The organism is Kurthia sp. Dielmo (assembly GCF_000307285.2).
GTDB lineage: Bacteria > Bacillota > Bacilli > Bacillales_A > Planococcaceae > Kurthia > Kurthia populi.
This window is the reverse complement of record NZ_HE578956.1, coordinates 55,370-80,478: the sequence shown is the minus strand read 5'-3', so window position 1 is coordinate 80,478 and position 25,109 is coordinate 55,370. Positions and strand designations below refer to the sequence as shown.

24 protein-coding genes are annotated in these 25,109 nt (G+C 40.3%); 8 read left to right on the top strand and 16 right to left on the bottom strand.

Features of this window, described 5'->3' with window-relative positions; genetic code table 11:
- Positions 1–34 precede the first annotated feature (34 nt).
- The 12 genes from KTHG_RS00840 to KTHG_RS00795 form a co-directional block, all read right to left on the bottom strand.
- A complete protein-coding gene (locus tag KTHG_RS00840) occupies positions 35–1,234 on the bottom strand; it encodes a glycine C-acetyltransferase (protein WP_186439481.1) in 1,200 nt (399 codons plus the stop codon).
- A gap of 167 nt (positions 1,235–1,401) precedes the next feature.
- Positions 1,402–3,171, bottom strand: coding sequence for an immune inhibitor A domain-containing protein (locus KTHG_RS00835; protein WP_255512322.1), 1,770 nt, complete (start codon positions 3,169–3,171; stop codon positions 1,402–1,404).
- A gap of 50 nt (positions 3,172–3,221) precedes the next feature.
- The gene (locus KTHG_RS21715; RefSeq protein WP_044527186.1) at positions 3,222–3,521 is read right to left on the bottom strand and encodes a hypothetical protein; all 300 of its coding nucleotides are present in this window, start codon (positions 3,519–3,521) and stop codon (positions 3,222–3,224) included.
- 212 nt (positions 3,522–3,733) lie between these two features.
- The gene (locus KTHG_RS00830; protein WP_020189019.1) at positions 3,734–4,363 is read right to left on the bottom strand and encodes a YczE/YyaS/YitT family protein; all 630 of its coding nucleotides are present in this window, start codon (positions 4,361–4,363) and stop codon (positions 3,734–3,736) included.
- A 99-nt stretch (positions 4,364–4,462) separates the two neighbouring features.
- On the bottom strand, positions 4,463–4,954 hold the full coding sequence (gene ybaK / locus KTHG_RS00825) for a Cys-tRNA(Pro) deacylase (protein WP_020189018.1): 492 nt from the start codon (positions 4,952–4,954) through the stop codon (positions 4,463–4,465).
- An 18-nt stretch (positions 4,955–4,972) separates the two neighbouring features.
- On the bottom strand, positions 4,973–5,563 hold the full coding sequence (locus tag KTHG_RS00820; protein ID WP_020189017.1) for a hypothetical protein: 591 nt from the start codon (positions 5,561–5,563) through the stop codon (positions 4,973–4,975).
- Positions 5,564–5,644: 81 nt separating this feature from the next.
- Positions 5,645–7,825 (bottom strand): DNA topoisomerase III, encoded by a 2,181-nt coding sequence (locus tag KTHG_RS00815; protein ID WP_020189016.1) that lies wholly within the window; start codon positions 7,823–7,825, stop codon positions 5,645–5,647.
- Positions 7,826–7,882: 57 nt separating this feature from the next.
- Positions 7,883–9,586, bottom strand: coding sequence for a ribosomal protection-like ABC-F family protein (gene abc-f, locus KTHG_RS00810; RefSeq protein WP_020189015.1), 1,704 nt, complete (start codon positions 9,584–9,586; stop codon positions 7,883–7,885).
- 103 nt (positions 9,587–9,689) lie between these two features.
- Positions 9,690–9,815, bottom strand: a complete 126-nt coding sequence (locus tag KTHG_RS21710) for an RAxF-45 family protein (RefSeq protein WP_020189014.1) — start codon at positions 9,813–9,815, stop codon at positions 9,690–9,692.
- A gap of 65 nt (positions 9,816–9,880) precedes the next feature.
- Complete coding sequence (locus KTHG_RS00805; RefSeq protein ID WP_020189013.1) at positions 9,881–10,141, bottom strand: hypothetical protein; 261 nt, start codon at positions 10,139–10,141, stop codon at positions 9,881–9,883.
- Positions 10,142–10,214: 73 nt separating this feature from the next.
- A complete protein-coding gene (locus KTHG_RS00800; protein ID WP_020189012.1) occupies positions 10,215–10,778 on the bottom strand; it encodes an NADPH-dependent FMN reductase in 564 nt (187 codons plus the stop codon).
- 100 nt (positions 10,779–10,878) lie between these two features.
- Positions 10,879–11,697, bottom strand: coding sequence for a purine-nucleoside phosphorylase (locus tag KTHG_RS00795; RefSeq protein WP_020189011.1), 819 nt, complete (start codon positions 11,695–11,697; stop codon positions 10,879–10,881).
- A gap of 149 nt (positions 11,698–11,846) precedes the next feature.
- On the opposite strand from KTHG_RS00795, the gene KTHG_RS00790 reads away from it, so the two are divergent.
- The 5 genes from KTHG_RS00790 to KTHG_RS00770 all read left to right on the top strand — a co-directional run bounded on the left by KTHG_RS00790 (position 11,847) and on the right by KTHG_RS00770 (position 15,845).
- Positions 11,847–12,035, top strand: coding sequence for an SE1832 family protein (locus tag KTHG_RS00790; protein ID WP_020189010.1), 189 nt, complete (start codon positions 11,847–11,849; stop codon positions 12,033–12,035).
- Positions 12,036–12,115: 80 nt separating this feature from the next.
- On the top strand, positions 12,116–13,672 hold the full coding sequence (locus tag KTHG_RS00785) for an ABC-F family ATP-binding cassette domain-containing protein (protein WP_020189009.1): 1,557 nt from the start codon (positions 12,116–12,118) through the stop codon (positions 13,670–13,672).
- 103 nt (positions 13,673–13,775) lie between these two features.
- Positions 13,776–14,663 carry a YitT family protein gene (locus KTHG_RS00780; RefSeq protein WP_020189008.1) on the top strand — a complete coding sequence of 296 codons (888 nt, stop codon included), beginning with the start codon at positions 13,776–13,778 and terminating at the stop codon, positions 14,661–14,663.
- 324 nt (positions 14,664–14,987) lie between these two features.
- Complete coding sequence (gene spx, locus KTHG_RS00775) at positions 14,988–15,392, top strand: transcriptional regulator Spx (RefSeq protein WP_020189007.1); 405 nt, start codon at positions 14,988–14,990, stop codon at positions 15,390–15,392.
- Between the two features lie 27 nt (positions 15,393–15,419).
- Positions 15,420–15,845 carry a MarR family winged helix-turn-helix transcriptional regulator gene (locus KTHG_RS00770; protein WP_020189006.1) on the top strand — a complete coding sequence of 142 codons (426 nt, stop codon included), beginning with the start codon at positions 15,420–15,422 and terminating at the stop codon, positions 15,843–15,845.
- Between the two features lie 657 nt (positions 15,846–16,502).
- Here KTHG_RS00770 and KTHG_RS00765 read toward each other — a convergent pair.
- Both KTHG_RS00765 and KTHG_RS00760 read right to left on the bottom strand, forming a co-directional pair.
- Complete coding sequence (locus tag KTHG_RS00765; protein ID WP_020189005.1) at positions 16,503–17,060, bottom strand: RNA polymerase sigma factor; 558 nt, start codon at positions 17,058–17,060, stop codon at positions 16,503–16,505.
- A 234-nt stretch (positions 17,061–17,294) separates the two neighbouring features.
- Positions 17,295–18,527, bottom strand: a complete 1,233-nt coding sequence (locus KTHG_RS00760) for a hemolysin family protein (RefSeq protein ID WP_020189004.1) — start codon at positions 18,525–18,527, stop codon at positions 17,295–17,297.
- A 132-nt stretch (positions 18,528–18,659) separates the two neighbouring features.
- On the opposite strand from KTHG_RS00760, the gene KTHG_RS00755 reads away from it, so the two are divergent.
- On the top strand, positions 18,660–20,045 hold the full coding sequence (locus tag KTHG_RS00755) for a dipeptidase (protein ID WP_020189003.1): 1,386 nt from the start codon (positions 18,660–18,662) through the stop codon (positions 20,043–20,045).
- A gap of 63 nt (positions 20,046–20,108) precedes the next feature.
- Here the strand turns inward: KTHG_RS00755 and KTHG_RS00750 are convergent, their stop codons facing one another.
- Both KTHG_RS00750 and KTHG_RS00745 read right to left on the bottom strand, forming a co-directional pair.
- A complete protein-coding gene (locus KTHG_RS00750) occupies positions 20,109–20,681 on the bottom strand; it encodes a nitroreductase family protein (RefSeq protein WP_020189002.1) in 573 nt (190 codons plus the stop codon).
- Positions 20,682–20,732: 51 nt separating this feature from the next.
- Positions 20,733–22,943 carry an MMPL family transporter gene (locus KTHG_RS00745; protein WP_020189001.1) on the bottom strand — a complete coding sequence of 737 codons (2,211 nt, stop codon included), beginning with the start codon at positions 22,941–22,943 and terminating at the stop codon, positions 20,733–20,735.
- A gap of 135 nt (positions 22,944–23,078) precedes the next feature.
- On the opposite strand from KTHG_RS00745, the gene KTHG_RS00740 reads away from it, so the two are divergent.
- Together KTHG_RS00740 and KTHG_RS00735 are read left to right on the top strand one after the other, a co-directional pair.
- Positions 23,079–23,702 carry a TetR/AcrR family transcriptional regulator gene (locus KTHG_RS00740; protein ID WP_020189000.1) on the top strand — a complete coding sequence of 208 codons (624 nt, stop codon included), beginning with the start codon at positions 23,079–23,081 and terminating at the stop codon, positions 23,700–23,702.
- 127 nt (positions 23,703–23,829) lie between these two features.
- On the top strand, positions 23,830–24,858 hold the full coding sequence (locus tag KTHG_RS00735) for a DUF2804 domain-containing protein (protein ID WP_020188999.1): 1,029 nt from the start codon (positions 23,830–23,832) through the stop codon (positions 24,856–24,858).
- Positions 24,859–25,109 lie beyond the last annotated feature (251 nt).

Genomic DNA, 25,109 nt, shown 5'->3' with positions numbered 1-25,109 from the left:
ACTCGAAATCCGTTATGGATTTCGAGTTTTTTATTTACGAAATAACGCCTAGTTCTTTCCCGACTTTTTCGTAAATGGCAATGGCATCGTCAAGCATTTCCTTCGTATGCGCTGCAGTTGGCATATTACGCACACGACCTGTCCCTTTTGGAACGGTTGGGAATACGATTGATTTCGCATAAACGCCCTCTTCAATAAGACGCTTTGAGAATTGCTGTGTCAGTGTTTCATCACCGATAATACATGGTGTGATTGGCGTTTCAGAGTGTCCGATATTAAATCCTAACTTTTGAAGGCCTGCTTTTAAATAATCGCCATTGTCCCATAGCTTATCATGAAGCTCTGTTGAATCGATGATCATTTGAACAGCCGCTGTAATCGCTGCAACGTCTGCTGGTGGTAGTGCTGTTGAGAATAAGAATGGACGAGAGCGTACTTTCAGCCAATCAATAACATTTTGTTTTCCTGCTACGTAGCCACCGACAACACCAATGGCTTTTGATAATGTACCGATTTGGAAGTCGATTTCATTTTGTAGACCAAAATGTTTAACTGTTCCTTTCCCCTTACCCGTTACACCTGAGCCATGTGCGTCATCAACATACGTAATTAAATCGAATTCTTTTGCGATTTCGACGATTTCTGGTAGTTTCGCAATGTCGCCATCCATTGAAAAGACGCCATCTGTGATGACCATGATTTTGTTGTACAAGCCCGATTCAGTTGCTTCTTTGGCCTTATTGCGAAGGTCTTCCATATCCGAGTGATTGAACGCGATGATTTTCGCTTTTGATAAACGACAACCATCAATGATAGAGGCATGATTTAATTGGTCAGATAAAATAGCATCGTTTTTATCCATCACAGCAGAAATCGCCGCCATATTACAGTTGAAGCCAGATTGATAACTAATCGCCGCTTCTGTTCCTTTAAATTCAGCGAGTTTTTCTTCTAGCTTCACATGTAAATCAAGCGTCCCATTAATCGTACGTACTGCACCGGCACCTACGCCATAGGTTGCGATTGTTTTTTGCGCTACCGCTTTTAAATCTTCGTTTGTCGCAAGGCCTAAATAGTTATTTGACGATAGGTTAATGAGCTGCTTACCGCGAATGGTAATGACCGGACCGTTCGCACCTTCTACAGGGTCAATTTCATTGTATAAGCCTTGTTCTTTTAATGCTTGTAAGTTTTCATCTACGAATGTATTTAAAATTTTTGACACACAAATCATCCTTTCCCGTTCAGTTGCTCCTATTCTAACATACTTTTCTGACAATGTTCATTTCAAACGTACATTTTTTTATTTGTGCTTTGAAAAGTTATTATAAATACTACATTTGTCTCTCTCAAAAAAACATTAAAAAAGCATCTCACGATTGTGAGATGCTTTTATCTAGCTTAACGTGCCCATTTCGGTCCTTTACCCTTGCCTTTATTTGGCTTGTCTTTCTTTTCTTTAAACAATACTTCATATGTGAAGTCTACTGGTTTAATATCACCAGGATTTGCTGCATATGTCGTAATCATTTTGACATTGCCCTCTTTTAACATATTGTTTAATTGAAGCGCTTTTGTTTCTGTGACATCGTAAGGGTCTACTTGTTCTACTTTTGTTTTACCGTTTTTCTTCGTTTGGATGAATGTCGTTAAGAATTTAACATAGTCTTTATTGAGCGCTGATTGCGTCGTTAAGCCAGTCGTTGAATCCCCCTTAATCGACACGCCTGCCTCGTCAATTTTAATATCTTTGACGAACCAGCCTTTTTCCTCTGTACCCCAGTCTGTTAAGTAGCGGAATGATACTAAAACATTTTGGCCTTTGTATTTTGATAAATCAAAGGCTTCATTTTGCCATGTTTCTACTGAACCAGTGAAGCCAGGTACATTTTCTTTGATTTTTGGATAACCCTGCTCATCAACATCTGTACGTGTATTGATATTTGATAAGCTCTCCCACGTTTGGCCGTTATCCGTTGATACTTGAACAACACCATAATCCCATGCATCTTCAATCGCATATAGATTTTGGAATGTTAGCGTTGGATTTGTCGCCTTCGTTAAGTCTGCCGCAAAAATCATTTCATGATCTGCTTGTGAGCCCTTACCGCCCCATAAAACATTGCCACTGCCTGTCACAGGATCTGTCACAGTCGTCCATTCAAGTGGTAAGAAGTCTGCACCGTTGAAGCGTAAGCCCTGTACTTCTTTTGTAAAGTCGAATGATTTAAAGTCGCCGCCCCATGCCGGAACGCCTTCTTTTTCATAAGTTTTAGCTGATTCATAATCGACCGTTTTGCCACGTTTTGTGCCAGCGCGGTCTACCGGTAAGTTACGTAAATCTACGCTATCAATATCATATTTCGAGCTTACTGACTTATCATCTAGCGCCACAGCTGTTTGGAAATCTTGGTATACTTTTGTAAACGTCGTACCACGTTCACGCAGCGCATGGTCTACACTTTCCATCCCTTGACGCTCGCCATCTGTTGCGATTTCTTTAATGAAATCATGACCGAATTTGTCATATAAATATTGTGTGAATAAGTATACTTGACCATAATCGGCAATCGTTTCAGGTCCGGTTGTAGCAGTCGCATGCTCATCCCAGTTCACAAGTGAATTTTCTGGGTGATCTAAGAAGAAGTTAATCGAGCTATCTGGACCACCGTAGCCACCTAAGTATTCAGAGAATGTCGAGAAACCTTCATTCAACCAAGATTCTTCTGATGGGTCATGGTCTGCTTGAATTAAATGCTGTAATTCATGAATTGTTGTACCATAAAATGTTTCTTCTAAGCGCGTATCCCAGCTATTTGTATCAATTGTCACGATGTTACGGTTAATATAGTTTTCAATTGTTTGCCAATAGAAGCCCGCTACAAAGAATGGATAATCTGGATTGTTCCAGCCCTCATCTTGCACGTTATCCACAAGGATGATGACCTTGTCTGAGCCTTCATAATAATCTGCTGGTAAACCAATTTGTCCTGGCAGTCTCGCTTTTGAGCCATCTAATGCATCTGGTGTACCGAAGAAATCCGTCACTTTCGGGTAAATATTTGACTCAAACTCATCACGAAGTTTGTCCACCTGTGCTTGCGTCACAACATCTGCTTCACGTGGATTGTCTGGTCCATAAGATAAGTCATGTGCTACCCAAATTTCCACGTTGTCGCCCACACTACGCATCGTAAAATCTTTTAATGAAAGATTATTCGTTAAGAATTTTTTCGTTCCACCGTCATACGTAAAATCACTATCATTATCCGATGTTGCTTTTGTTTGTGCTTCATTAGCTTGCGCTTGAAGTCTTTTTTCAGTTTTGCGTTAAAATCTGCATCTTTTGATAACTTGTCTAAATATGGGTCAATGGAGATGACATCCCCGTAACGTTCTGTATCGAAGTTCTTCAAGTCTTTGTCCGTTGTTGCCGCACTTGCCCCTGCAACTGGTGTTAATAAAGATGTTAATAATGCACCTGCTAATAATAACGATCGCCACTTTTTACCTTTTTGCACATAAAGCCCACCTTTCGAGTAATGTTTCACTATATTATTTTATCATTTCGGAATTTTCTGAAAAATAAGCTAATATATGTGTTTTTTTAAATTATTTTGTATTTCTTTCGACTTGCGAAATATAAATGAACTGTAGGTGAAAAGTTATCCACATGTGGATAAAATGAAAAAATGTATAAGGAAGATTATCTGTGGATAACTTTCCTTATACATTATTTATACATTAGTGTCGGTTCTTTAATAAAATGCGCTAATATACGGCGGCTTACTGGCAGTACAACTTGAATGATTGGACCGAGTGCAAATACCATAATAATCGTACCGATACCTACTGGACCACCCATAATATAGCCAAGCCCTGCCGCGAAAATCTCCATCGCTGTACGCGCAACCGTAATGCTGACATGTAATTTTTCAACAGCAATCATCATTAAACTATCTCGGGGACCTTCGCCAAGATTCGTTGATACATAAACACCGCATCCTACTGCGATACCAACGATACCAAGCACAAAACAACCAAACTGCGTTAATGGTGTATGTGCTGCTGGTAAAATGCTATTAAAGAAATCTAAAAATACGCCGCAAAAAATCATATTCATAAACGTGCCAATTCGTGGCAGACGTTTTAATAAAATCGCTGTTAAAGCGATAATCACGAGGCCAATAATGATCGACCAAGCACCAACTGATAATCCAAAGTGATAAAACATGCCGATGTGTAAAACATCCCATGAACCAACACCATAGCGCTGTCCACGAATCGTTAGAGCGATGCCCAAACCGATAAACATAATCCCAATGAAGAAAAATAGCCAGCGGATTGCGAACTCTTTTCTCACACGACATCCTTCTTTCTATATAAAAAAGCTGCGACAAGGAATATTCCATGTCGCAGCCATATGTTCAACTGCAACTCGACAATTGTATCAAACGATGACTTAAATATCAACGGTAATATCAACAATTTCGGCCTTTGCAGCTGTCACTAGATTGTCGGGTGTTAAGCATAATTGCATCCCACGTTTTCCGGCGCTCACTAATACTTCCTCCACTTGCTTTACAGCTTCATCCACAAACGTTGGATAATGTTTCTTCATGCCAATTGGTGAACAGCCTCCACGAATGTAGCCTGTATTTGCCAATAAATCTTTGACATGAAGCATTTCTATTTTTTTCTCATGTACGGCCTTTGCAGCTTTTTTCAAATCGAGCTCCTTAGCGACTGGAATCACAAAAACATAGAGCTGACCTTTCGTTGATTTCGCAACGAGCGTTTTAAACACTTTTTCAACTGGCTGCCCAACTTCCTTCGCCGCTGTCACACCGTCTAAATGGTCTTCATTCACTTCATATTCCTGCAAATGATACGGGATTTTTTGTTGATCTAGCAGTCGTACTGCATTGGTCTTATGAATTTTTTGCTTTGCCAAAATCGTACACTTCCTTCATTACGCAATGTGATAAAACATTGGTTCATCAAATCGGAATCCACTACGAGCCATCTGTACTTGGAATTGATATTTCGACGCCGCCTGTTCAAATAAGCGATTACGAACCGTTTCTTTATACTGCTGCTCAGTTGGTTGCACTGTTAAACTGTTCACATTTTTCTTAGATGTAGCATCGATGCTGTCTGAGTTAGTAGTGAACTGTGTGTTTTGTGCGATATAGTCAGCTGCAGACTGAGCTACTTGCAAATCCTGTGCTGTTGGGTTGTCGCTCGATAAAGCGGATTGCTGCACACGCTTTAAAATATCGACTGCTTCCTCGTCGCTTGCCATTGCGACTACGTCATGAATTTCAGGATAATTTGGTGTCGTCTCCTGCAATTCACGAATAGCTTGCTGCAAGGCTGGTTTTGCCTGGTGCTCTTTTTTCCCTGTTAATAAATCGACTAATTCGTCGAGTGCCGGATTTGATTTTGGCTGAAAATATTGCGCATTTTTCTTATATGCCTCGTCTGCGTTTTTTTGCTTTAATACACGTTTCCGGTTTTCAATCTCCGTATAGCGATTATTTAGGATTGCTGCTAATTTCATATCGTCCACCTCTTTCCACTATTCAGATGTTTTTTTCATCTTACCACTACTTGAAAAAAAAGTGACCCAGGAATGCGCAAATTACTTGTCGTCGTTGTTAAACAGCCCTTTTAGCGCATCTGAGAATGGGTTATTTAAAGGCTCTTCTTCCTTGTTTTGTTGCTTCATATACTTATTCACATCACGTTTTGAAACTTTGGTCTTACCAGCGTCTTTTTTGCGTTTTTCAAATGCTGATAATTTTTCACGATACCCACATTTACAAGTAAAAATTCGTCCGTCTCCCTCGCCACGTAGTTCCAACTTCTTATGACATGTAGGACAACGAGCATTTGTTAGCTGTGAAACTTTCTTTTTGTAGCCACATTCACGGTCCTGACAAATCAGCATTTTACCGCGTTTGCCATTCACTTCTAATAGAAGCTTGCCGCACTCTGGACAGCGCTTCCCTGTCACATTATCATGCTTGAATTTACGGTCGCTCATCTTAATTTCCTTCACTGATTTTTGCGTAAATGAAATCATGCGATCCATAAATTGTTTTTTCTTCGCCTTGCCTTGTGCAATTTTCGTTAATTCTTTTTCCCACTCTGCTGTTAAGGCAGGTGATTTCAAATCTTCTGGCGCTAAATCAAGTAATTGACGACCTTTTGATGTCGCATACAAGTCATTCCCCTTTTTCTCGATAACAAATGATTTAAAGAGCTTTTCTATAATATCGGCACGTGTCGCCACCGTTCCAATACCGCCTGTTTCATTTAATGTTTGAATTAATTCTTTTGATTCCCCTTGCATAAACTGCGCTGGATTTTCCATCGCCGCAAGAAGCGTTCCTTCATTGAACGGAGCAGGTGGCTTCGTTTGACCTGATGTTTGTGCAACAGCACGCACCTCTAACTTGGCACCTTTTTGGTAATCGGGTAATGATACCGTATCATCCTCATCATGGTTATACACCGCGCGCCAGCCCTGGTCACGTACAGTATTTCCTTTTGCAGTAAATAATTCATTACCTACTTTTAATGTCACAACTGTTTGATCATACACATAAGGGCCATAAAATACTGCTAGGAAGCGTTTGACGATCAGATCATATAGCTTACGTTCTTTATCAGATAAATTCGGTAAAATAACCGGCTCCTCTGTTGGAATGATGGCATGGTGGTCCGACACTTTCGCATCGTTAATGACACCTTTTTGTGCTTGTACCGTTGTGTGACGTAATAGTGCATTGGCCGCCTGACGTGAATCGCCACTAGTCGTCGCCTTAATACGTTCTTTAAATGTTCCTTGAATATCCGCTGTTAAATGCTTCGAATCAGTACGTGGATAGGTCACGATTTTATGGTGCTCATATAAATGCTGTAGCGTTGATAACGTTTCTTTTGCTGACCAGCTCCAGCGTTTATGCGCCTCTTTTTGTAGCTCCGTTAAATCAAATAATGTTGGTGCATATTTTTTCTTCGGCGTTGTTTTGACATCGACAATTTCGCCTGAATGAACCGAATCTAAGCTTTTTAAAATACGGTCCACTTTTTCTTTATCAAATGACTGTGCTTGGTTTGAACCTTGCTCATGCCATGTGAATGTTGTTTTATTCGTTAGGGCTTGTAGACCGTAGAATGTTTTTGGTTTAAAGTTTTTAATTTGCTGCTCACGTTCATAAATCATCGCCAGTGTTGGTGTTTGCACACGACCACATGATAGCTGTGCATTATGCTTTACCGTTAAGGCACGTGTTGCATTAATCCCAACGATCCAGTCAGCCTCGGCACGCGCAACTGCCGCTTCATATAGTGCATCATATTTATGACCATCTTGTAGCTTCGCAAATCCTTCTTTGATTGCTTTATCCGTTACAGATGAAATCCATAAACGTTTAATTGGTTTTTTCGATTTTGCTTTCACTAAAATCCAGCGCGCAACTAATTCACCCTCACGCCCTGCATCGGTTGCGATAATAACTTCGTTAATGTCACCGCGATTTAATAAACTTTTTACTGCATTAAATTGCTTCGTTGTTTGACGAATCGGTACTAATTTAAATGGTTCCGGCACGATTGGTAGATCGTCCATTTTCCACTCTTTATATTTGTTGTCGTATTGCTCAGGGTCTGCATGTGTCACAAGATGACCAAGCGCCCATGTTACGACATATTTATCGCCTTCTAAGCTACCATTGCCTTTTTTCGTACATTTTAGGACGCGTGCAATGTCGCGACCAACTGACGGTTTCTCAGCGATAACTAATGATTTTGCCATATCTCTCATTCCTTTCGATGCTTTTATTATAACGGAATGTAGACGATGTTTGCGACCTTACAATGCCTCGTAGAGTTTTTCGAGTTGCTGTGTAAGATACGCATCCTCTGTACGCGTAAGTTTTCGTTCTAAGAATGTAATTTCGCGCTCAATCGCTTGCGCACGCTGTTTATCCTTCGCAAAGTCATAAGGCCCATCATGCATCGTGACACATTCATGCTCAATCCATGCTGTACGCGTGAATAATTTCTCTAAAAAATAGCGGTCATGACTAACAGCGATAACCGTGCCATCAAAGTTTTCAAGCGTTTCTTCAAGCACCTCACGCGATTCAATGTCGAGATGATTCGTCGGCTCATCAAGTAAAAGTAAATTGACCTTTTGCTGCATGAGCTGCGCAAGACGTAGCCGCATTTTCTCGCCACCACTTAAGTCCTTCACCTTTTTAAAAACGTCATAGCCATAAAATAAAAACTGCGCGAGTATATGACGTGCCTCGCCCTCTGTCACTGCGACCTCATCACGAAAGGCATCGATTAGCCGGTCCTCTGGCTGAAATGTATCAAACTGCTGGGCAAGATAGCCGATTTGCACATTGCTGCCGAGCTTTACACTTCCGTCGCAAGCTTCGCGCTCGGCGAGTAATAGTTTTAAAATCGTCGACTTACCTGTGCCATTATCGCCTACAATCGCCAATTTATCCTGCCAGTAAATGCTAAAATTTGCTTCAAAAAATAAAACCCGGTCCCCCGCACAGGCGGTCACATCTTCAAAAGCTGCAACCTCCTTACCACTCCTAGACTCTGCTTGCAGTGCAAGATTCATTTTCTTCGCAACTATTGGCTTTTTCACGACTTCAATACGCGCTAGTGCCTTTTCCATCATTTTCGCCTTGCGGAATAAATCTGGGTTTGGTGGTGATGCCTCGTTCGCCCATTGACGTAATCTACGAATAGATTCCTTCATTTTTTTTATCTTTTTTTGCTGTTCATTGTACTGCGAAAACTGCGACGCAATATGCGCCTCTTTTGCGGCCACATATGCATCATAATTCCCTTGGCTAACAAAGGCTTCGCCGTCTTCAAGCTCAATAATTTGCTCGGCCACTTCATTCATAAAACGACGGTCATGACTAACGACAATCACAGTGCCGTCAAATTGCTTCACATAATGTTCAAGCCATTCAATCGCCCGTAAATCTAAGTGATTCGTCGGTTCATCAAGCAATAAAATCGTCGGCTCACCAAGCAAAATATGCGCGAGCATGACTTTCGTTTTTTCGCCGCCGCTTAGTGCCTCGAACGGCTTATCTAAAAATAGGGCGATGCCTAAGCCATTCGCAACGGTCATCATCTTCGACTGCATTTCATAGCCACCAAGTTGCATAAAGCGCTCCTGTAGCTCGCCGTATTTTTCAAGCACACGCTCATCCATCTCTCTAGCCATTTGTGCCTCGAGCTGTTGCATCGTTTGCTGCATATTTTGTAAGTCATGAAACGCATGCAGTAGCACTTCCTCGACCGTCTCCGTTCGGTATTGTGGAATTTGATGCAGATAGCCGATTTTGCTATCCTTTGGCGTAATAATGCGCCCACTGTCGATGCTATCTACCGCCGCAATCAGGCGTAGAAGCGACGTTTTCCCTGTGCCATTGCGTCCGACGAGTGCGACGTGCTTCCCTGTAGGAATCGTGATATCTAGGTCTTTAAAAAGCGTATTACCGCCAACTGTTTTTGTTATGTTTTCTACTTTTACTGTCATTGTATTTTCCTCCATACAACGCAGCTGAGCATACAAAAAAGGACTGCTCATCAACGAACAGTCCTTTCATTTTATGAAAAGAATGAAGTTCATCAGCTACGTTTTAATTTGATGTTGTGTTAAAAAAGGGCGTACGAATCCCGTTAGCATCAAATTTGAACGTAATGACACGTGCAAAATAAAGCGCATTATCTAATTGTGCAGATGTCATATAAGCTGAGTTTTTCATTCTTTTCACCTCCGATTCGAAATAGTTGCCACTATTGTAGCATGAACTTTCTGAAAAGTATAATTTTAATCACCAAAGCCAAATACTTTTTGCTCTTCTGTTTCATATTTACGGCCTAAATTCTCGCTATCACGACTAATTTCAAGTGTCACAATATACTTCACACGTTCGTCATCTAATGTTTCTTTGTGCTGCGCTGCAACCTCAACATGGTCTAACTCATACGTTTTGGCGTACGCTTTTAAATCCTCTAATGACTCGGCCATATCGTCCTCGTCTTCAATAAAAATGATTAGCTCGACTTCTTGTATTTGTTTTTCAATCATCTTCGTCACCTCTTGCCTCGAGTATAACAGAAAGAGGCCCTCACTGCGTGATGCAGTGAAGGCCCCTTTTAGATTAATGCTGATCGATTGTTTCTTTCGGTAAAATCTTGCTCATTTCACAGTATTTTACGAACACGCGCGCAAGCTCTTGTAGACGTTCTTGTACATTTTGGTCCGTAATATTATTATCTGCATCAAAGTGAGAAGAATGTGTGTACACATAGTTTGGTGTTACTAAACAACGGAAGTAATCAAGAATCGGTTTTAATTGATTTTCAACAACGAGGTGATGCTGATACGTTCCGCCGTTCGCTACGATTGATACTGGTTTATAGCGCAGTGCTTTCGGATGTAAGAAATCAAAAGCATTTTTTAAAACGCCTGGAATGGAACCTTGGAAAATAGGTGTTGCGAAAATATAACCATCTGCTGATTCAATTTTCTTCACCATCTCTTGTAGGCCTTCGTTGTATTGCTCGAATGGACGACCATCAACGATTTCATGCTGATAATCTGCAAACGTTAAAATTTCAAGCTCTAAACTTGAATCGAATTGTGCAATATATTTTTGAACTTGTTCTAAAATAGCACCTGTTTTACGACCAAGCACTGTACCATCAACAAGTAAGATTTTCATAGGTGTAACCTCCAAAGAATTTCATTATTTACTCGTATTGTATCAGTGATAATCATTTTCAGAAAGACTTTCCGAATAAATTCAGTCTTTTGAATGAAGCTTATAGTGCTGCTACGACGCCTTTAATAAGCCCTGTAAATTTCTTATTTACTTGTGCTGCTACATCGATTACTTCTTGATGATTTAATGGTTGGTCAAGAACGCCAGCTGCCATATTCGTTAGGCAAGAAATTCCTAGTACACGCATTTGTCCATGTCGTGCAATAATCGCTTCTGGTACTGTCGACATACCGACCGCATCCGCACCTAATGTACGAATCATACGGATTTCAGCAGGTGTTTCATATGTTGGACCACTCCACCAAGCATATACGCCTGTTTGTAGACCAAAGCCTTGCTGTGCTGCAACGTCTGCTGCAAGCTTGCGTAAGTCCTTGTCGTATAAGTTCGACATATCTGGGAAGCGTGTGCCTAGCTTATCATTATTTGGTCCGATTAATGGATTTTGACCTGTTAAGTTAATATGGTCTTCAATTAACATTAAGTCGCCTGGTTTAAAGTCTGTATTTACTGCACCACATGCATTTGTGACGATTAATTGCTCGATGCCTAGTGCTTTCATGACGCGCACAGGGAATGTTACTTCATCCATTGAGAAGCCTTCGTAGTAGTGGAAACGACCTTTCATCGCTAGGACAATCTTGCCTTCTAATTCACCAATGACAAGTTCATTGGCATGGCCGATAGCACCTGATTTTGCGAAGTTTGGAATGTCTGTATAAGGGATGACTGTGGTATTTTCAACCTCATCTGCTAATGTACCAAGGCCTGAGCCAAGAATAAGACCTACTTGTGGCTGCACCGTAATTTTTTCTAAAATAAAATCACGTGTTTCATTAATTTGCTCGATAGTATGCATAGGATTCTCTCCGTTCTATTATTTATCTTTTTTAGTTTACTAAATATCTGCCCGTATTGTGAACTCGAAACAATTGTAATGCGGAATTAATTGAACGTATGTTACAATTAACAGCAATGACAACCTAAGTAAAGAAGGAGCTTTTTTAAATGGCTACAAAATCAGAAATTGAATATCAAATTTTAGAGTTAAAAAGCGACTATATCCGTCAACAAGGTGATATCGAAAAAATCGAATCAACGGGGCATCATGAGCAACTAGAAAAAGCTGAGCAACGCCTGACAGATATGGAAAACGAATTAGCATTACTAAACAAACAGCTTCAAGAATTACAATAAATTTCACGTTAACAAAGCTCCAAAATGCTTCGGCGTTTCGGAGTTTTGTTTTGCATATAATAGGAGGAAATAGTAGCAACATGGCAATTTTAACAGTAGATAAACTTGGTCACTCATTCGGGGACCGTACATTATTCAAAGACGTATCATTCCGCATTGTCGAAGGCGAGCACGTTGGTCTTGTCGGCGCAAACGGCGTTGGTAAATCAACATTAATGAGCATCATCACAGGTCAAGCTGTCCATGATACAGGACGCGTAGAATGGCTACCAAAAACACATTACGGCTACCTTGACCAACATACCGTATTAACACCAGGAAAAACGATTCGTGACACATTAAACGACGCATTCGCTATCCTATTTGAAAAAGAGCAAGAGCTAAATACAATCGCTGAAAAAATGGGCGATGCCACACCAGAAGAATTAGAGCAATTACTAGAAGATATGGCAGAAGTACAAGATATGCTTGAAGCTGGCGACTTCTACACACTTGATATGAAAGTGGAAGAAGTAGCACGTGGTCTTGGCTTAGATGCAATTGGTCTTGACCGTGACGTCGCTGCCCTATCAGGTGGTCAACGTACAAAGCTATTACTTGCGAAGCTTTTACTTGAAAAACCAAAAGTATTATTACTAGATGAACCGACCAACTATTTAGATGAAGAGCATATCGATTGGTTACGTACGTATTTAAAAGATTACCCACATGCATTCTTATTAATTTCACATGATGTGGAATTCATGAATGATGTAGTAGGCGTTATTTTCCACCTAGAATTCTCTAAATTAACACGCTATACAGCATCTTATGAAAAATTCTTAGAGCTTGCAGAAATCAATAAACGTCAACATATCGACGCCTATGAAAAACAACAAGAATTCATCAAGCAACAAGAAACCTTTATCCAAAAAAATAAGGCGCGTTTCTCCACAACAGGTCGTGCCAAATCTCGTCAAAAACAATTGGATCGTATGGAAATCATCGATCGTCCAGAAACGGCTTCAAAACCGACATTCCGTTTCGAAGAATCACGTAGCTCAAGCCGCTATGTAGTCGAAGCAAAAGATTTAGTGATTGGTTATGACAAACCACTACTTCCACCACTTACATTCGAAATCGAACGTGGCGAAAAAATCGCGCTTGTTGGGATGAATGGTGTTGGTAAATCAACCTTACTAAAAACAATGCTTGGCAAAATCCCTGCACTCGATGGGAAAGTTGAGCGTGGTGACTTCCTATTCCCTTCTTACTTCGAACAAGAGGTAAAAGCCGGAAAAGAAACACCAATCGACGTTATCTGGAATGCGTATCCTAGCCTGACACAAGGTACGGTTCGTTCATTACTAGCAAAAACTGGTCTAAAAAGTGAGCACATCAACCGCCCAATGAGCCAATTATCAGGTGGCGAACAAGCGAAAGTTCGTATTTGTAAATTGATGATGGATGAGTCAAACTGGATGCTATTTGATGAACCAACAAACCACTTAGATATCGATGCAAAAGAAGAGCTAAAACGTGCAATGAAAGAATATAAAGGCACAATCGTTCTCGTATCACATGAGCCTGAATTTTACGAAGGTCTTGTAACAAAAGTATGGGATGTTGCAGAATGGTTCTCTACTGGCCACCAATAATTTTTTTGAGAATTACCCTTGTGGTAATTCTCTTTTTTTATGGATACAAGTGGCATCAGATGGAAAATGAGCGTAGACTAGTACATAAGGACGGTGTTTTATTTTGACAAATGATATAGCAGACAGTACAGCGCCCAGACGCACAGCTGGGCTCAAAAAAATCGCATTAAACTTCTTAGGCATTACCGCGGGAGCACTTATTATGGCGATTGCACTTGAAAATGTTTTAATCCCCAATCAACTCATCGATGGCGGCGTAACCGGTATTGCCATGATGATTTCACACATGACCGGCCTCTCACTTGGCCTCTTTTTATTCATCTTAAACTTGCCATTTCTTTATTTTGGCTACAAACAAATCGGTAAAAGCTTTGCCATTTCTGTAACGTACGGCATCCTCATTTTATCGCTTGCTACTACATTCATTCCACATCACGGCGCATTCACAAATGATACGCTACTCGCAACGGTACTCGGCGGCATTATGCTTGGTATTGGTGTCGGCATTGCGATTCGCTCAGGCGGTTGCTTAGATGGCAGTGAGACGCTCGCCATTATGTTCAATAAAAAATCTCCATTTTCAGTTGGTCAAATCATTTTATTCATGAACTTATTTATTTTAGGTAGTGCGAGTTTTGTATTCGGACTCGACCGCGCGATGTATTCACTTATCGCCTATTTTATTGCATTTAAAACGATTGACCTCGTATCGGAAGGCTTTAATCAAACGAAATCAATTTGGATTATTAGCGACAAACCGGACCTACTCGGCGAAAAAATTATGTTCCGCTTAGGTCGTGGCGTGACCTACTTAAACGGCCGTGGTGGCTACACAAATGATGAAAAACAAGTGATTTTCTGTGTCATTAGCCGTTTAGAAGAAGCAAAACTTAAATCGATTGTAAAAGAAATCGACCCCACGGCATTCCTCGCATTTAGTAATATGTCGGAAATTAGTGGCGGTAACTTTAAAAAACAAGATATTCATTAAAAGAAATACGACCAAAGAAATTTCCGATTCTTTGATCGTATTTTTTTGTCCATTTTGTGAAAGAAAACGCTTTCAAAATTGGTATAGTCTGATGAATACCTTCATGACGGTATTTGTACGTATTTTCTGATAAAGAGGTACGGTTGCAACCTGTACCATTTAAATACGTCCTATCTATGAATACAGCGTTTTAAACCTGTATTTACGATAAATATTCTCTTTTTACCACGAATATTCATCTTTTATTCACAATTTTCAATTTGACTTATCAATATCTTACTGATAAGATATATGTATACTAAACGAACGAAAGTAGGAATTTACATGACTGTTACAATTTACACACAAACAAGCTGCACATCATCTAAAAAAGCCTTACAATGGTTACGTGACAACGGGATTGAATACACTGAAAAGCGTATTACATCGGATCCACTATCATTATCTGAGTTCAAAACAATTTTGAGCATGACAGAAGATGGCACAGATGAAATCATTTCAACAAACTCAAAAGACTATAAAAACCTGAACTGCGATATTAACGCATTATCGATTCAAGAGTTATATAGCATCGTAAAAGAACATCCAAAAATGCTGCGTAGTCCTATTCTTGTAGATGCAAAACGTCTGCAAGTTGGCTATAACGAAATGGATATCCGTCGCTTCATTCCTCGTAAAGTACGTGCTTACGAATTATTTGAAATGCAACGCCTTGCGAACGATTACTAGACGTCAGAAAATTTGGAGATGATTAAAGTGATAGATCGCCATAATAACGGCATCACAGCGCTTTTTGAAGTAGCGGCTGCAATCGAACGTAAATGGGCAAATGAATGGAATAGCCATAATAATCTGGGGTTATCTAAAACACATATTTTATTATTGGATCTACTCGATTCTAAAGGTCCGCTACGCCCTTCCGATTTGGCAGAAACGTTACATGTAACTACTGGCGGCGTAACTGTCCTGACAAGTAAGCTATTAAAGGCTGAATACATTAAAAAAACGCAAAATCAATCCGACCGCCGCGCTTCTCAATTAGAGATTACAGCGGAAGGAAAACAATTATTAGAGGAAGCATACGAACATATCGAGGCACTTGTGAATCGCATGTTTGGCATGCTTACTGCTGATGAATTAAAAACCTTGCAAGTCATTTTTATGAAATGCCTGCAAGCTTAAAAGTCATGTTGACGCATTTCTTTTTGTGTGGGAAGAAATGCATAAACGTCACGCATTTTTGCGTGGCGTTTTTTTGCGTAAAAAAGAAGACTAGGACAAAACACGTCATTTTTCTTTTTGAGCGTTCGCAACGAAAAACCGGAACCGCACAATAGTGCGATTCCGGTTTTTCTTATGCTCATAGGAGAGATTGCTTTTACATGTATGTCAAAGCCTCTCTATATATAAACCTTAATCGGGTCTCGACCACTTCAATCATCGAGCCTTAGAAGGATTGCGAAATACAGCTGTCTGACAAAGCTGCTGTTCTATGTGCTAAATTGATGAGTTTTGACGTAGCACCAATGTTGACGACATCGTGCTATGTATTAAGAATTTGTGCTACTACTGCTTCTCGGTCAGTAGTAGATTTTATGGAATAATGGCGTTTTTCTTTATCCGGATTCATCGACTAGTTTCTCGGGTCAAATCACTTCTTCCGACGCGGCTAGTCGCCGCTTGTCAGAAGCTTTATTTGCCCTTCGAATCTGAACGAGTCGATGAATCACTTATTCTATCCGGATTCAAACACCAGTGCCTCGGGTCGCTTCGCACTCTCTGTCGCGACTAATCGTCACTTGTCGAGCGCTATAAACGGCGTTTTCATCACTTATTTAATTAAGCCATAATTGCTGATGTTGCGGCTTCGTCTGATAATACCATTTCTTTTAGGCGTGCTTTCGCGCGGAATAGGCGTGATTTTACTGTACCGATTGATACTTTCATAATGTCAGCGATTTCGATTAAAGAAAGTTGGTGTACGTAAAAGTAAAGTAATGTATTTTTGTAAATACCGTCTAATTGGCTGATTTTTTCTTGTACGACCTTTGCGACATCTTCCTTTTCGATTAACTCCTCCGTAGATAGGTCATCGTTTGGAACTAAATCAAGCACTGGCACGTCAAGTGTATCAGGTTGGTTCATCATGTATTTGCTGCGGCGTACATTTTTACGGTAACGGTCGCGGAATGTATTCATGCAGATTGTTGTTAACCAGGCTTTTAAATGATCAACTTGTGCAACATATGATTCGTAGCGTACGACTTTCACCCAAACTTCTTGCATTAAATCTTCTGCTTCTGCTTTATTGCGTGTAAGTTTTAAGCAAAGATGATAGATGTAGCGATTGTATTCCTCATATACTTCATTTAGTGTAGTTGTTTGTAAAGTTTCCATAACGTTAAACCTCCTAAAGTTTTATTTGTCTATTTATAGCTGTGTACCAGCTGTATCGTTAAGGTTATGTGTTGTTGTTTACATTCTCATTATCGCGAAGTTTTACCTTACGCTCCATCGACTTAACTTTCATTTACCTTACAATCATGTAAGGTTTGGAACTTTTTCGTGTAATGTACCCCGAAAAGCGCATAAAAAAAGACTGCTACGCTATGTAGAAGCCCTTTTTTCATCTTATGAACCTTTCACGATTGTCACCTTTGTCGCATGTGTGCCCTCTACTTCATTTACTGTAAAGGTTAAGCCAAATGCTTCAAATACATCATTCGGTCGTGGCAGTCGCTGCATTTCCTCCAGTATTAGTCCCCCAACAATATCATGGTCGAATGGTATTTCTGCGTGTAGTAACTTGTTCACCTGCTCGATTTCAATGCGGTCACTACAAATCAATACCGATTCGCTTGCCTCGTAAATAAGCGGACTATCACGGTCGGTTTCATCCTCAATTTCCTGTCCAATCATATCTTCAATCATATCCTCAGTCGTCACAATTCCTAATGTGCCACCGTATTCATCTAGGACAATCGCTAAATGCTTTTTAGCTCCCGTCATCCGTTTAAACACTTTTTCTACATCTAAATTCGCCACGACAAATAATGGTTCTGTATCAAGAAATTCTGTGAGCGGACGCTGCGGCTCAATCGACCACTCAACGAGCTTTTTCGATAAAAACAGCCCAACAATATGGTCAATATCCCCGTCATACACCGGGTAACGTGTGTAGCCATTATTTAAAATCACATCGCGCACCGCATCAAAGTCCGCTGTAACCGGCAGTGCGACAATTTCCGTTCGATGCGCACCAAGCACGTCCTCGACATCCTTATCAGGAAAATCGAGTACTTCTTTTAAACGCTTTCCTTCTATTGAATCATAGGCGCCAGATGTTTCAGCAATATCGATAACTGCACGCACCTCATCCTTCGTCATCTTCGCCTCCGTTACCTTGCCACGAGTCAAAATACGAATAAAAATATTTGTAAAACCTTGTACAATGATTGCAACCGGTGTACATATTTTTACTAAATAATAAATTGGCATCAACACAGGTTTTGAATAGGACATCGGCTCCGCATAGGTCACTGCCATTGTTTTTGGTAGCACTTCCGCAAATAAAATGAGGACAATCGTTAAAATGGCTGTTGCGAGCGATACTTTCCAGCCGTGATTTAACGCGATAATTGTCACAATCGTTGGCAGTAAAATATTGACGACATTATTTAAAATTAACACCGTCGTAATCATACGGTCCGGCTTCTCAATAATTTTTAACATTTGAATCGACCGCGCATCCCCGTTTGCGGCTCGTAATCTTACTTTCATTTTATTAATTGCCGTTAGCGCAGTTTCTGCTGCCGCAAAATAGCTCGACAGTGCGAGTAGTATCGCTAAAAATACAAACTCCATTTTCCGTCCTCCTCCACTCGTATTACTTCTGTTATACCACTTTTCTTAAATTATACGCGCTAAAAGACTTCCAATTGTTGCTATGATATAATTTGTAGTGCAAATAGAAAATAATAAAGCGAGGGATTTTCAGTGACTCAATTAGAAAATTTAAATCAATATTTTACAGAAAATCGCGAACGTCATCTTGACGAAATGAAAGCTTTTTTAGCCATTCCAAGCATCAGCTCTCTTTCAGAACATAAAGATGATATGTACAAAGCAGCGAACCACTTATCTGACCTATTAACAGCTGCTGGTATGGAAAATGCGACTATTCACGATACAGCGGGCCATCCTGTCGTAACAGCTGACTGGTTACACGCTGAAGGTGCACCAACTGTTCTTGTATACGGTCACTATGACGTACAACCAGTAGACCCTGTTGAGCTTTGGGACAGCATGCCATTTGAACCTGAAATTCGTGACAATATCATGTATGCGCGTGGTTCTTCAGATGATAAAGGCCAAGTATTTATGCACGTTAAAGTGCTAGAGGCTATGCTTGCATCAGACGAAAAACTTCCTGTAAACGTAAAAGTTATTTTCGAAGGGGAAGAAGAAATTGGTTCTGTTCATTTAGACCAATTTATCGCAGACCACAAAGATTACTTAAAAGCAGATGTTGTATTAATTTCAGATACTTCTTTATATGCACCTGGTAAACCAGCTGTTGTGTATTCACTACGTGGCTTAACTGGTATTCAAATCGATGTTCGTACAGCAAAAGGTGACCTTCACTCAGGTATGTACGGTGGTGGTGTGCATAACTCAATCCACGTATTAGCGGATATTTTAGCGTCATTCCACGATGAAAACGGTCATATCGCGGTTGAAGGCTTCTACGATAACGTGTTACCTATCTCTGATGACGAGCGCGCAGCCTACGCTGAGCTTGGCTTTGATGCAGAGCAAATGAAAGAAGAGGCTGGCGTCAAAACATTATTCGGTGAAGAAGGCTTCTCCTATCTTGAACAAACATGGGCTCGTCCAACGCTTGAAATTAACGGCGTATTTGGTGGCTTCTCTGGCGAAGGTGTGAAAACCGTTCTTCCTGCACAAGCTGGCGCAAAAATCACATGTCGTCTTGTACCAAATCAAGATCCACATGAAATCGTTGCACTACTTCGTGCGCATGTAGCGAAACATCAACCAGAAGGCGTTGATATCGAAATTACTGAATTTGATAAAGGGAAACCATTTATCGCACCATTTGATCACCCATATGTACAAGCTGCTGGTCATTCTTATGAAACACAATACGACCAAAAAACAGCATTCATCCGTTCAGGTGGTTCGATTCCAATCGTTTCTACATTCGATGAAATCTTAGCTGCACCCGTTATCATGATGGGCTTCGCGCTATCAACTGAAAACTTCCATGCACCAAACGAGCACTTCCACTTAGAAAACTTCGATAAAGGCCTACGTGTCGTATCTGATTATCTAACTGAAATTGCATCAATCGAAAAAATTTAATTAAAAAATCACGATAATAAAAGAAGGAATCGCGCTTTTGCGCGATTCCTTCTTTTTTGTGGATTATTCGCCGAAGAATGTAACGATTTCTTCTGCTGTTTTACGTGTTTTCTTCGCAGGAACTTTGTCAAAATAGCCTAGTTGAACCATCGCAATGACACGTTCACCTGGTTTTGCACCAATGGCTTCTGTGAATTCCGGGCTGTCTAACCATGTTGGATTTTTCCAAATTGAACCGATACCACGGTCCCATGCAAGTAACATCATGTTTTGGATGAAGCAGCTCGCTGCCGCAAAATCCTCTGTACGCTCATGCTGACGTAAATCTTCTGGTACCACAACAAATGCATACGCACCTGGTGATAAGAATTTCGTCATTTTATGTTCAATGTCCTCTGCCGTTAAATGCGCGTGATTTGGGATTGTCACATCACGAATGATGTCCAATACTTTTGGTAATCCTTCACCAATACCAAGAATAACGCGCCATGGTTGACGATTTTTATGATTCGGTGCCCATACAGCATCGTTGATGATGTCTAAAATATCTTGCGCATCTACAGGTTGTTTATTAAATACGCCAACTGAACGGCGCTCTAAGATGGCTTCTCTTACTGATAATGATTGACTATTCACAATGACTCACTCCTATGAAATCTATTCGATTCAACGATACCACAACGTTCGTTATTCATCTACTTTCTTTTTCCAAAGCTTACCTGGCCAGAATGCAGCACGACCAAATTTCATCGTAAGCGCTGGTACAAGAAGTGGTCGAACGATAAACGTATCAAGTAAGACACCGATTGCGGTAATAATACCGAATTGAACTAATACTTGAATTGGTAATGTCGCAAGCACCGCGAATGTACCCGCTAAAATTAAACCAGCGGACGTAATCACACTACCTGTATATTTAACACCTTCTGATACCGCGGTTTTTAAATTCTTATGCTTACGGCGCTGCCAAACTTCTGACACCATAAAGATGTTGTAATCGACACCAAGTGCAACCGAGAATACGAATGTATATAGTGGAATCGAGCCTTGAATAGCGTCAATGCCCATACCGTAATGTAGCACAATCCAGCCAAGACCAAGCGCTGAGAAGTACGATAGGATAACGGTTGCAATCAAGTAAAGGGTTGCGGTAATTGAGTGCAAGTACACTAATAATAGCAATGCAATTAACGCGATAATAACAGGCATAATGATTTTTTCATCATCCTCAATTACTTTCATCTCATCGTATTGAGAGGCTGTTTCGCCGCCAATCCACACGCGGTCCTTCGCATCACTTACCCCTGCATCTTCAAGAAGTGCAATGGCTTTGTCTTTAATTTTAGGAATATTATCTAATGATTCTGCTGCATATGGATTGTCTTTAAAATCCAATTGATAAAGCTGAATCGCCTCGTCTTTTTCACCGACACGTTTTTCATCAACGCTCGCAGCAAAGTTTAATTTCTCTAAATCTTTTTGTAGATCGATATCCTTGCCATCTGTATCGACGATGATTTGTACTGGCGCAAGCTCACCTGGAGAGAAGTTTTTCTCTACTAGTGCGTAACCCTCGCGAGACGTCATGTCTTCTGGGAATGATGATAAAATATCAAATGTGAATTTAATTTTCGGTGCAAATGCAGCAAGCGCACCTAATAAAATAACCGTCACAATAATAATGGTCATCGGTTTACTTGTAACAAGGTTTCCGATTTTTTGACTAAATTTATGCTGTGGACGATGTTGTTTAAATGGTTTATTACGTTTTTTAGCACGTGCCTCTTCCATTTCTACTGTACGTGGAACGAATGGCCAAAACGCAGCACGACCAATGATAACAAGTAATGCTGGCAATACAAGCAATGCTGTTAAGCCCATAATTAGTACGCCAAAGCTAAATGGTACAGCGAAGCGCTCAAATGTACCGTAGTTAGCAAGTGCAAGCGTTGCAAGACCCGCAACTACTGTTAACGCACTCATTAAAATAGCGCCACCTGACTCTTTAACAGCCTGTGCCATCGCCTTCCCTTTATCCTCAACCTCTAATAAAATTTCACGATATTTTGAAATCAGGAATAAACAATAATCGGTGCCGGCACCAAATAACAATACCGTCATAATGGACACTGCTTGTGCATCCTTATCAATCCAACCATGATCAGCCATAAAGCCAAGTGCTGGACTAATGACACCATAAGCAAGACCTACCGCAATAATTGGAATGATAGCAAGTAATGGCGAACGGTAAATTAAAATAAGTAAAACAAGTACTAAAAGCACCGTCGCAATCATCAACTTCACATCGGCACTCGCAAATAAGCCGGTTGCATCTACTGAAATCGCTACTGGACCTGTGTAACGTAAGTTTAGCTCATCATTGCCCTCATACTTACCTTCTAATGACACATCATCCTTCACTAATTTCGTGATGTCATCTAATCCTTTTTCAAAGGCTTCTGTATTCGCGCCCTTTTCAAAAAACACAGGTGTCACAAGCGTTGAGCCATTTTCTGAAACGCTTTCTAATAACGCTTGTGGTGGTGTTTTATGAAGTGGTGGTACAAGTGATTGTGCATTCACTGGATTTTCGTCCAATTCTTTATACAGTGCCTGCACTTTCTCTAAATCCTTTTGTGTAAGCCCCTCTTCACGATGCCACACAAGTAATAATGGCGTTCCCGAATCATCCGGGAATTGTTCTTCTACAATTTTTGCAGCTTGTTTTGACATCTCTGTGTCTTTTAAGTTTTCACTCGACACATTATCGATGCTATTAATTTGTGGCCAACTAAATGACACTACTGCTACAAGTAAAATCCAAAATAGAAGTGATAGCCAGCGCCCCTTCTTACTTGCAACTAAATTGCCCCATAATTCTAATGGATGCTTCTTCATGTAAAAAACCCTCCTTTTTTCTTCTAACTAATTATATATACTCGATAGTTAATTATTCAAGTATGTTCACTAATTAACTTTTCCCACTTCATGGTATAATTATGTAATTATTTTTAGAAAAGAGGGGTCCCCTTGATGTCAAAGACAACTGGGCGAACAATTGGTAGACCAAAAAAAGATTCGCAAAATATACCGATGCAACAAAAAATTCTAATCGTTGCATCAAAAGAATTCATGACTCATGGCTATAAAGCTGTCTCAATGGATAGCATAGCAGAAGCTGGGAATGTTACGAAGGCAACAATTTATTATTATTACAATTCAAAAGCTGCACTGTTCACCGAAACGATTATTCAACTGATGAGTCGCATAAAAAAAAGGACCGAGTGTGTGCTTGCAGACGAACGCTATTCGTTTAAAGAACGCTTAATTAATTTACTTGAAGTGTATGCCAATGCCACAGCAAATGTCGATATTAATAATTTTATTCGCGAGGCCTTCCCTAGCTTGTCGCCTGCACAACAACAAAGTGTTCATGCATCGGAGGAATTTATGCATGAAGCGATTCGTGATGCATTCGAACGAGAAATGCTACTTGGAACGATTCCTAAAAAAGATGTGACATTTATTTTGCATACCTTTTTAGCGCTAATGAATGTTGGACGTTATACTGATTATGATGAAACACGTCTCTTTGAAACACCTCGCCAAGGAGCAGAAGAAATCATCCGATTTTTCTGGGCTGGACTGTTTTCTTAACTACATGAGAATCGCAAAAAATTGCGATTCTCCTTTTCTATTTTAGGGGCCAAATTCAGTAAGACACCTTAGTATTTTTTTGCTACAATGAGGTTATATACGTTTGTACGGAAAGGATGTTTAGACATTGACACAGCACGCTGAAAAAGAACTTTTACAGCCGACGATGCTTTGCGACCAAAAAGGGAATTTAAATCCCCAAGCAATCGGCTATGCTCGACAACCATTGATTACAAGTAATTTGAAGGGTCATTTTATGCGTAAGAAAAAGTGGAATTATTGGTGTGTCTTTGGCGATGAAATTTTATTTTCAGCGACGATTAGCCACCTCGATTATGCGGTCGTGTGCTTTGTCTACTTCCTAGAATATGAAACACAGCGCTTTTTCGAAAAAACAATTACATTGCCACCACTGAGTCATCATGTAAAAATGTCTGAGGAAGTACTACAAACTGTCACCTTCAATAATAGTGAAATGAAAATTAATATTTTACATACAGCTCAGCATGAAACGAAGCTAAGTGTGTATGTACCTGATTTTGATGATGATATACTCGAAGCGGAGCTGACAATTAGCCATCCAAAGGACGATGAATCGCTAAATGTAGTTATTCCATGGAACCGCAAAACCTTCCAATTCACAGCGAAGCACCATAGCCTACCAACTACTGGCTATGTCAAACTCGGTGATAAGAAGTATCTCTTTGAGCCACTCGAATCATTCGCTGTTCTCGACTACGGGCGTGGGATATGGCCGCGCGTGGCAACATGGAACTGGGGAATGGCCTCCCAACGACTGGGCTTCCATCGTGTTGGCTTAAATCTTGGTGGCTCATGGACAGATGGCACCGGTATGACAGAAAATGCACTGTTCATTGATGGGCATATGACGAAAATTCATGAGGATGTATTATTCGCCTATGATGCTGCCGATTATATGAAGCCATGGAAAGTAAAGACGCGTTTTTCAAAAGATGTGGAGCTAACATTCACCCCATTTTTCGAGCGTGTCGCCGAATCAGATGCGAAGCTTGTGACGTCAGCAGTTCATCAAATGGTCGGTTATTACAATGGGCGCGTCAAAATGGACAACGGCGCCTACTTTCATATTCAACAGCTACTTGGCACATGCGAGGAGCATATCGCTAAATGGTAATAACAAGAATCGCTTATTTCTACTAAGCGATTCTTTTTTATTTTGTAGCTGCGAATGAAAACCCCAACTGGCGTGTTTTGGATACGACATATTTTTGAATAAGTGTCAGCCATCCGTCTATATACATACGAAGTTATTAATCATTTGTTTAAATAAAGACTTTTGCAAGATAACTACTAAAAATTTGGCGGTAATTACGATAACTTTTCAATTGGGTCGCTCAAAATAGGGCATTTTTATCCCATTTTGTG

Coding starts and splice junctions, on each gene's coding strand:
- KTHG_RS00840 (WP_186439481.1), bottom strand. CDS start 1,234: ATGATTTGTGTGTCAAAAATTTTAAATACATTCGTAGATGAAAACTTA.
- KTHG_RS00820 (WP_020189017.1), bottom strand. CDS start 5,563: ATGAAATTAGCAGCAATCCTAAATAATCGCTATACGGAGATTGAAAAC.
- KTHG_RS00815 (WP_020189016.1), bottom strand. CDS start 7,825: ATGGCAAAATCATTAGTTATCGCTGAGAAACCGTCAGTTGGTCGCGAC.
- abc-f (WP_020189015.1), bottom strand. CDS start 9,586: ATGACAGTAAAAGTAGAAAACATAACAAAAACAGTTGGCGGTAATACG.
- KTHG_RS21710 (WP_020189014.1), bottom strand. CDS start 9,815: ATGAAAAACTCAGCTTATATGACATCTGCACAATTAGATAATGCGCTT.
- KTHG_RS00805 (WP_020189013.1), bottom strand. CDS start 10,141: ATGATTGAAAAACAAATACAAGAAGTCGAGCTAATCATTTTTATTGAA.
- KTHG_RS00800 (WP_020189012.1), bottom strand. CDS start 10,778: ATGAAAATCTTACTTGTTGATGGTACAGTGCTTGGTCGTAAAACAGGT.
- KTHG_RS00795 (WP_020189011.1), bottom strand. CDS start 11,697: ATGCATACTATCGAGCAAATTAATGAAACACGTGATTTTATTTTAGAA.
- KTHG_RS00790 (WP_020189010.1), top strand. CDS start 11,847: ATGGCTACAAAATCAGAAATTGAATATCAAATTTTAGAGTTAAAAAGC.
- KTHG_RS00785 (WP_020189009.1), top strand. CDS start 12,116: ATGGCAATTTTAACAGTAGATAAACTTGGTCACTCATTCGGGGACCGT.
- spx (WP_020189007.1), top strand. CDS start 14,988: ATGACTGTTACAATTTACACACAAACAAGCTGCACATCATCTAAAAAA.
- KTHG_RS00765 (WP_020189005.1), bottom strand. CDS start 17,060: ATGGAAACTTTACAAACAACTACACTAAATGAAGTATATGAGGAATAC.
- KTHG_RS00760 (WP_020189004.1), bottom strand. CDS start 18,527: ATGGAGTTTGTATTTTTAGCGATACTACTCGCACTGTCGAGCTATTTT.
- KTHG_RS00745 (WP_020189001.1), bottom strand. CDS start 22,943: ATGAAGAAGCATCCATTAGAATTATGGGGCAATTTAGTTGCAAGTAAG.
- KTHG_RS00740 (WP_020189000.1), top strand. CDS start 23,079: ATGTCAAAGACAACTGGGCGAACAATTGGTAGACCAAAAAAAGATTCG.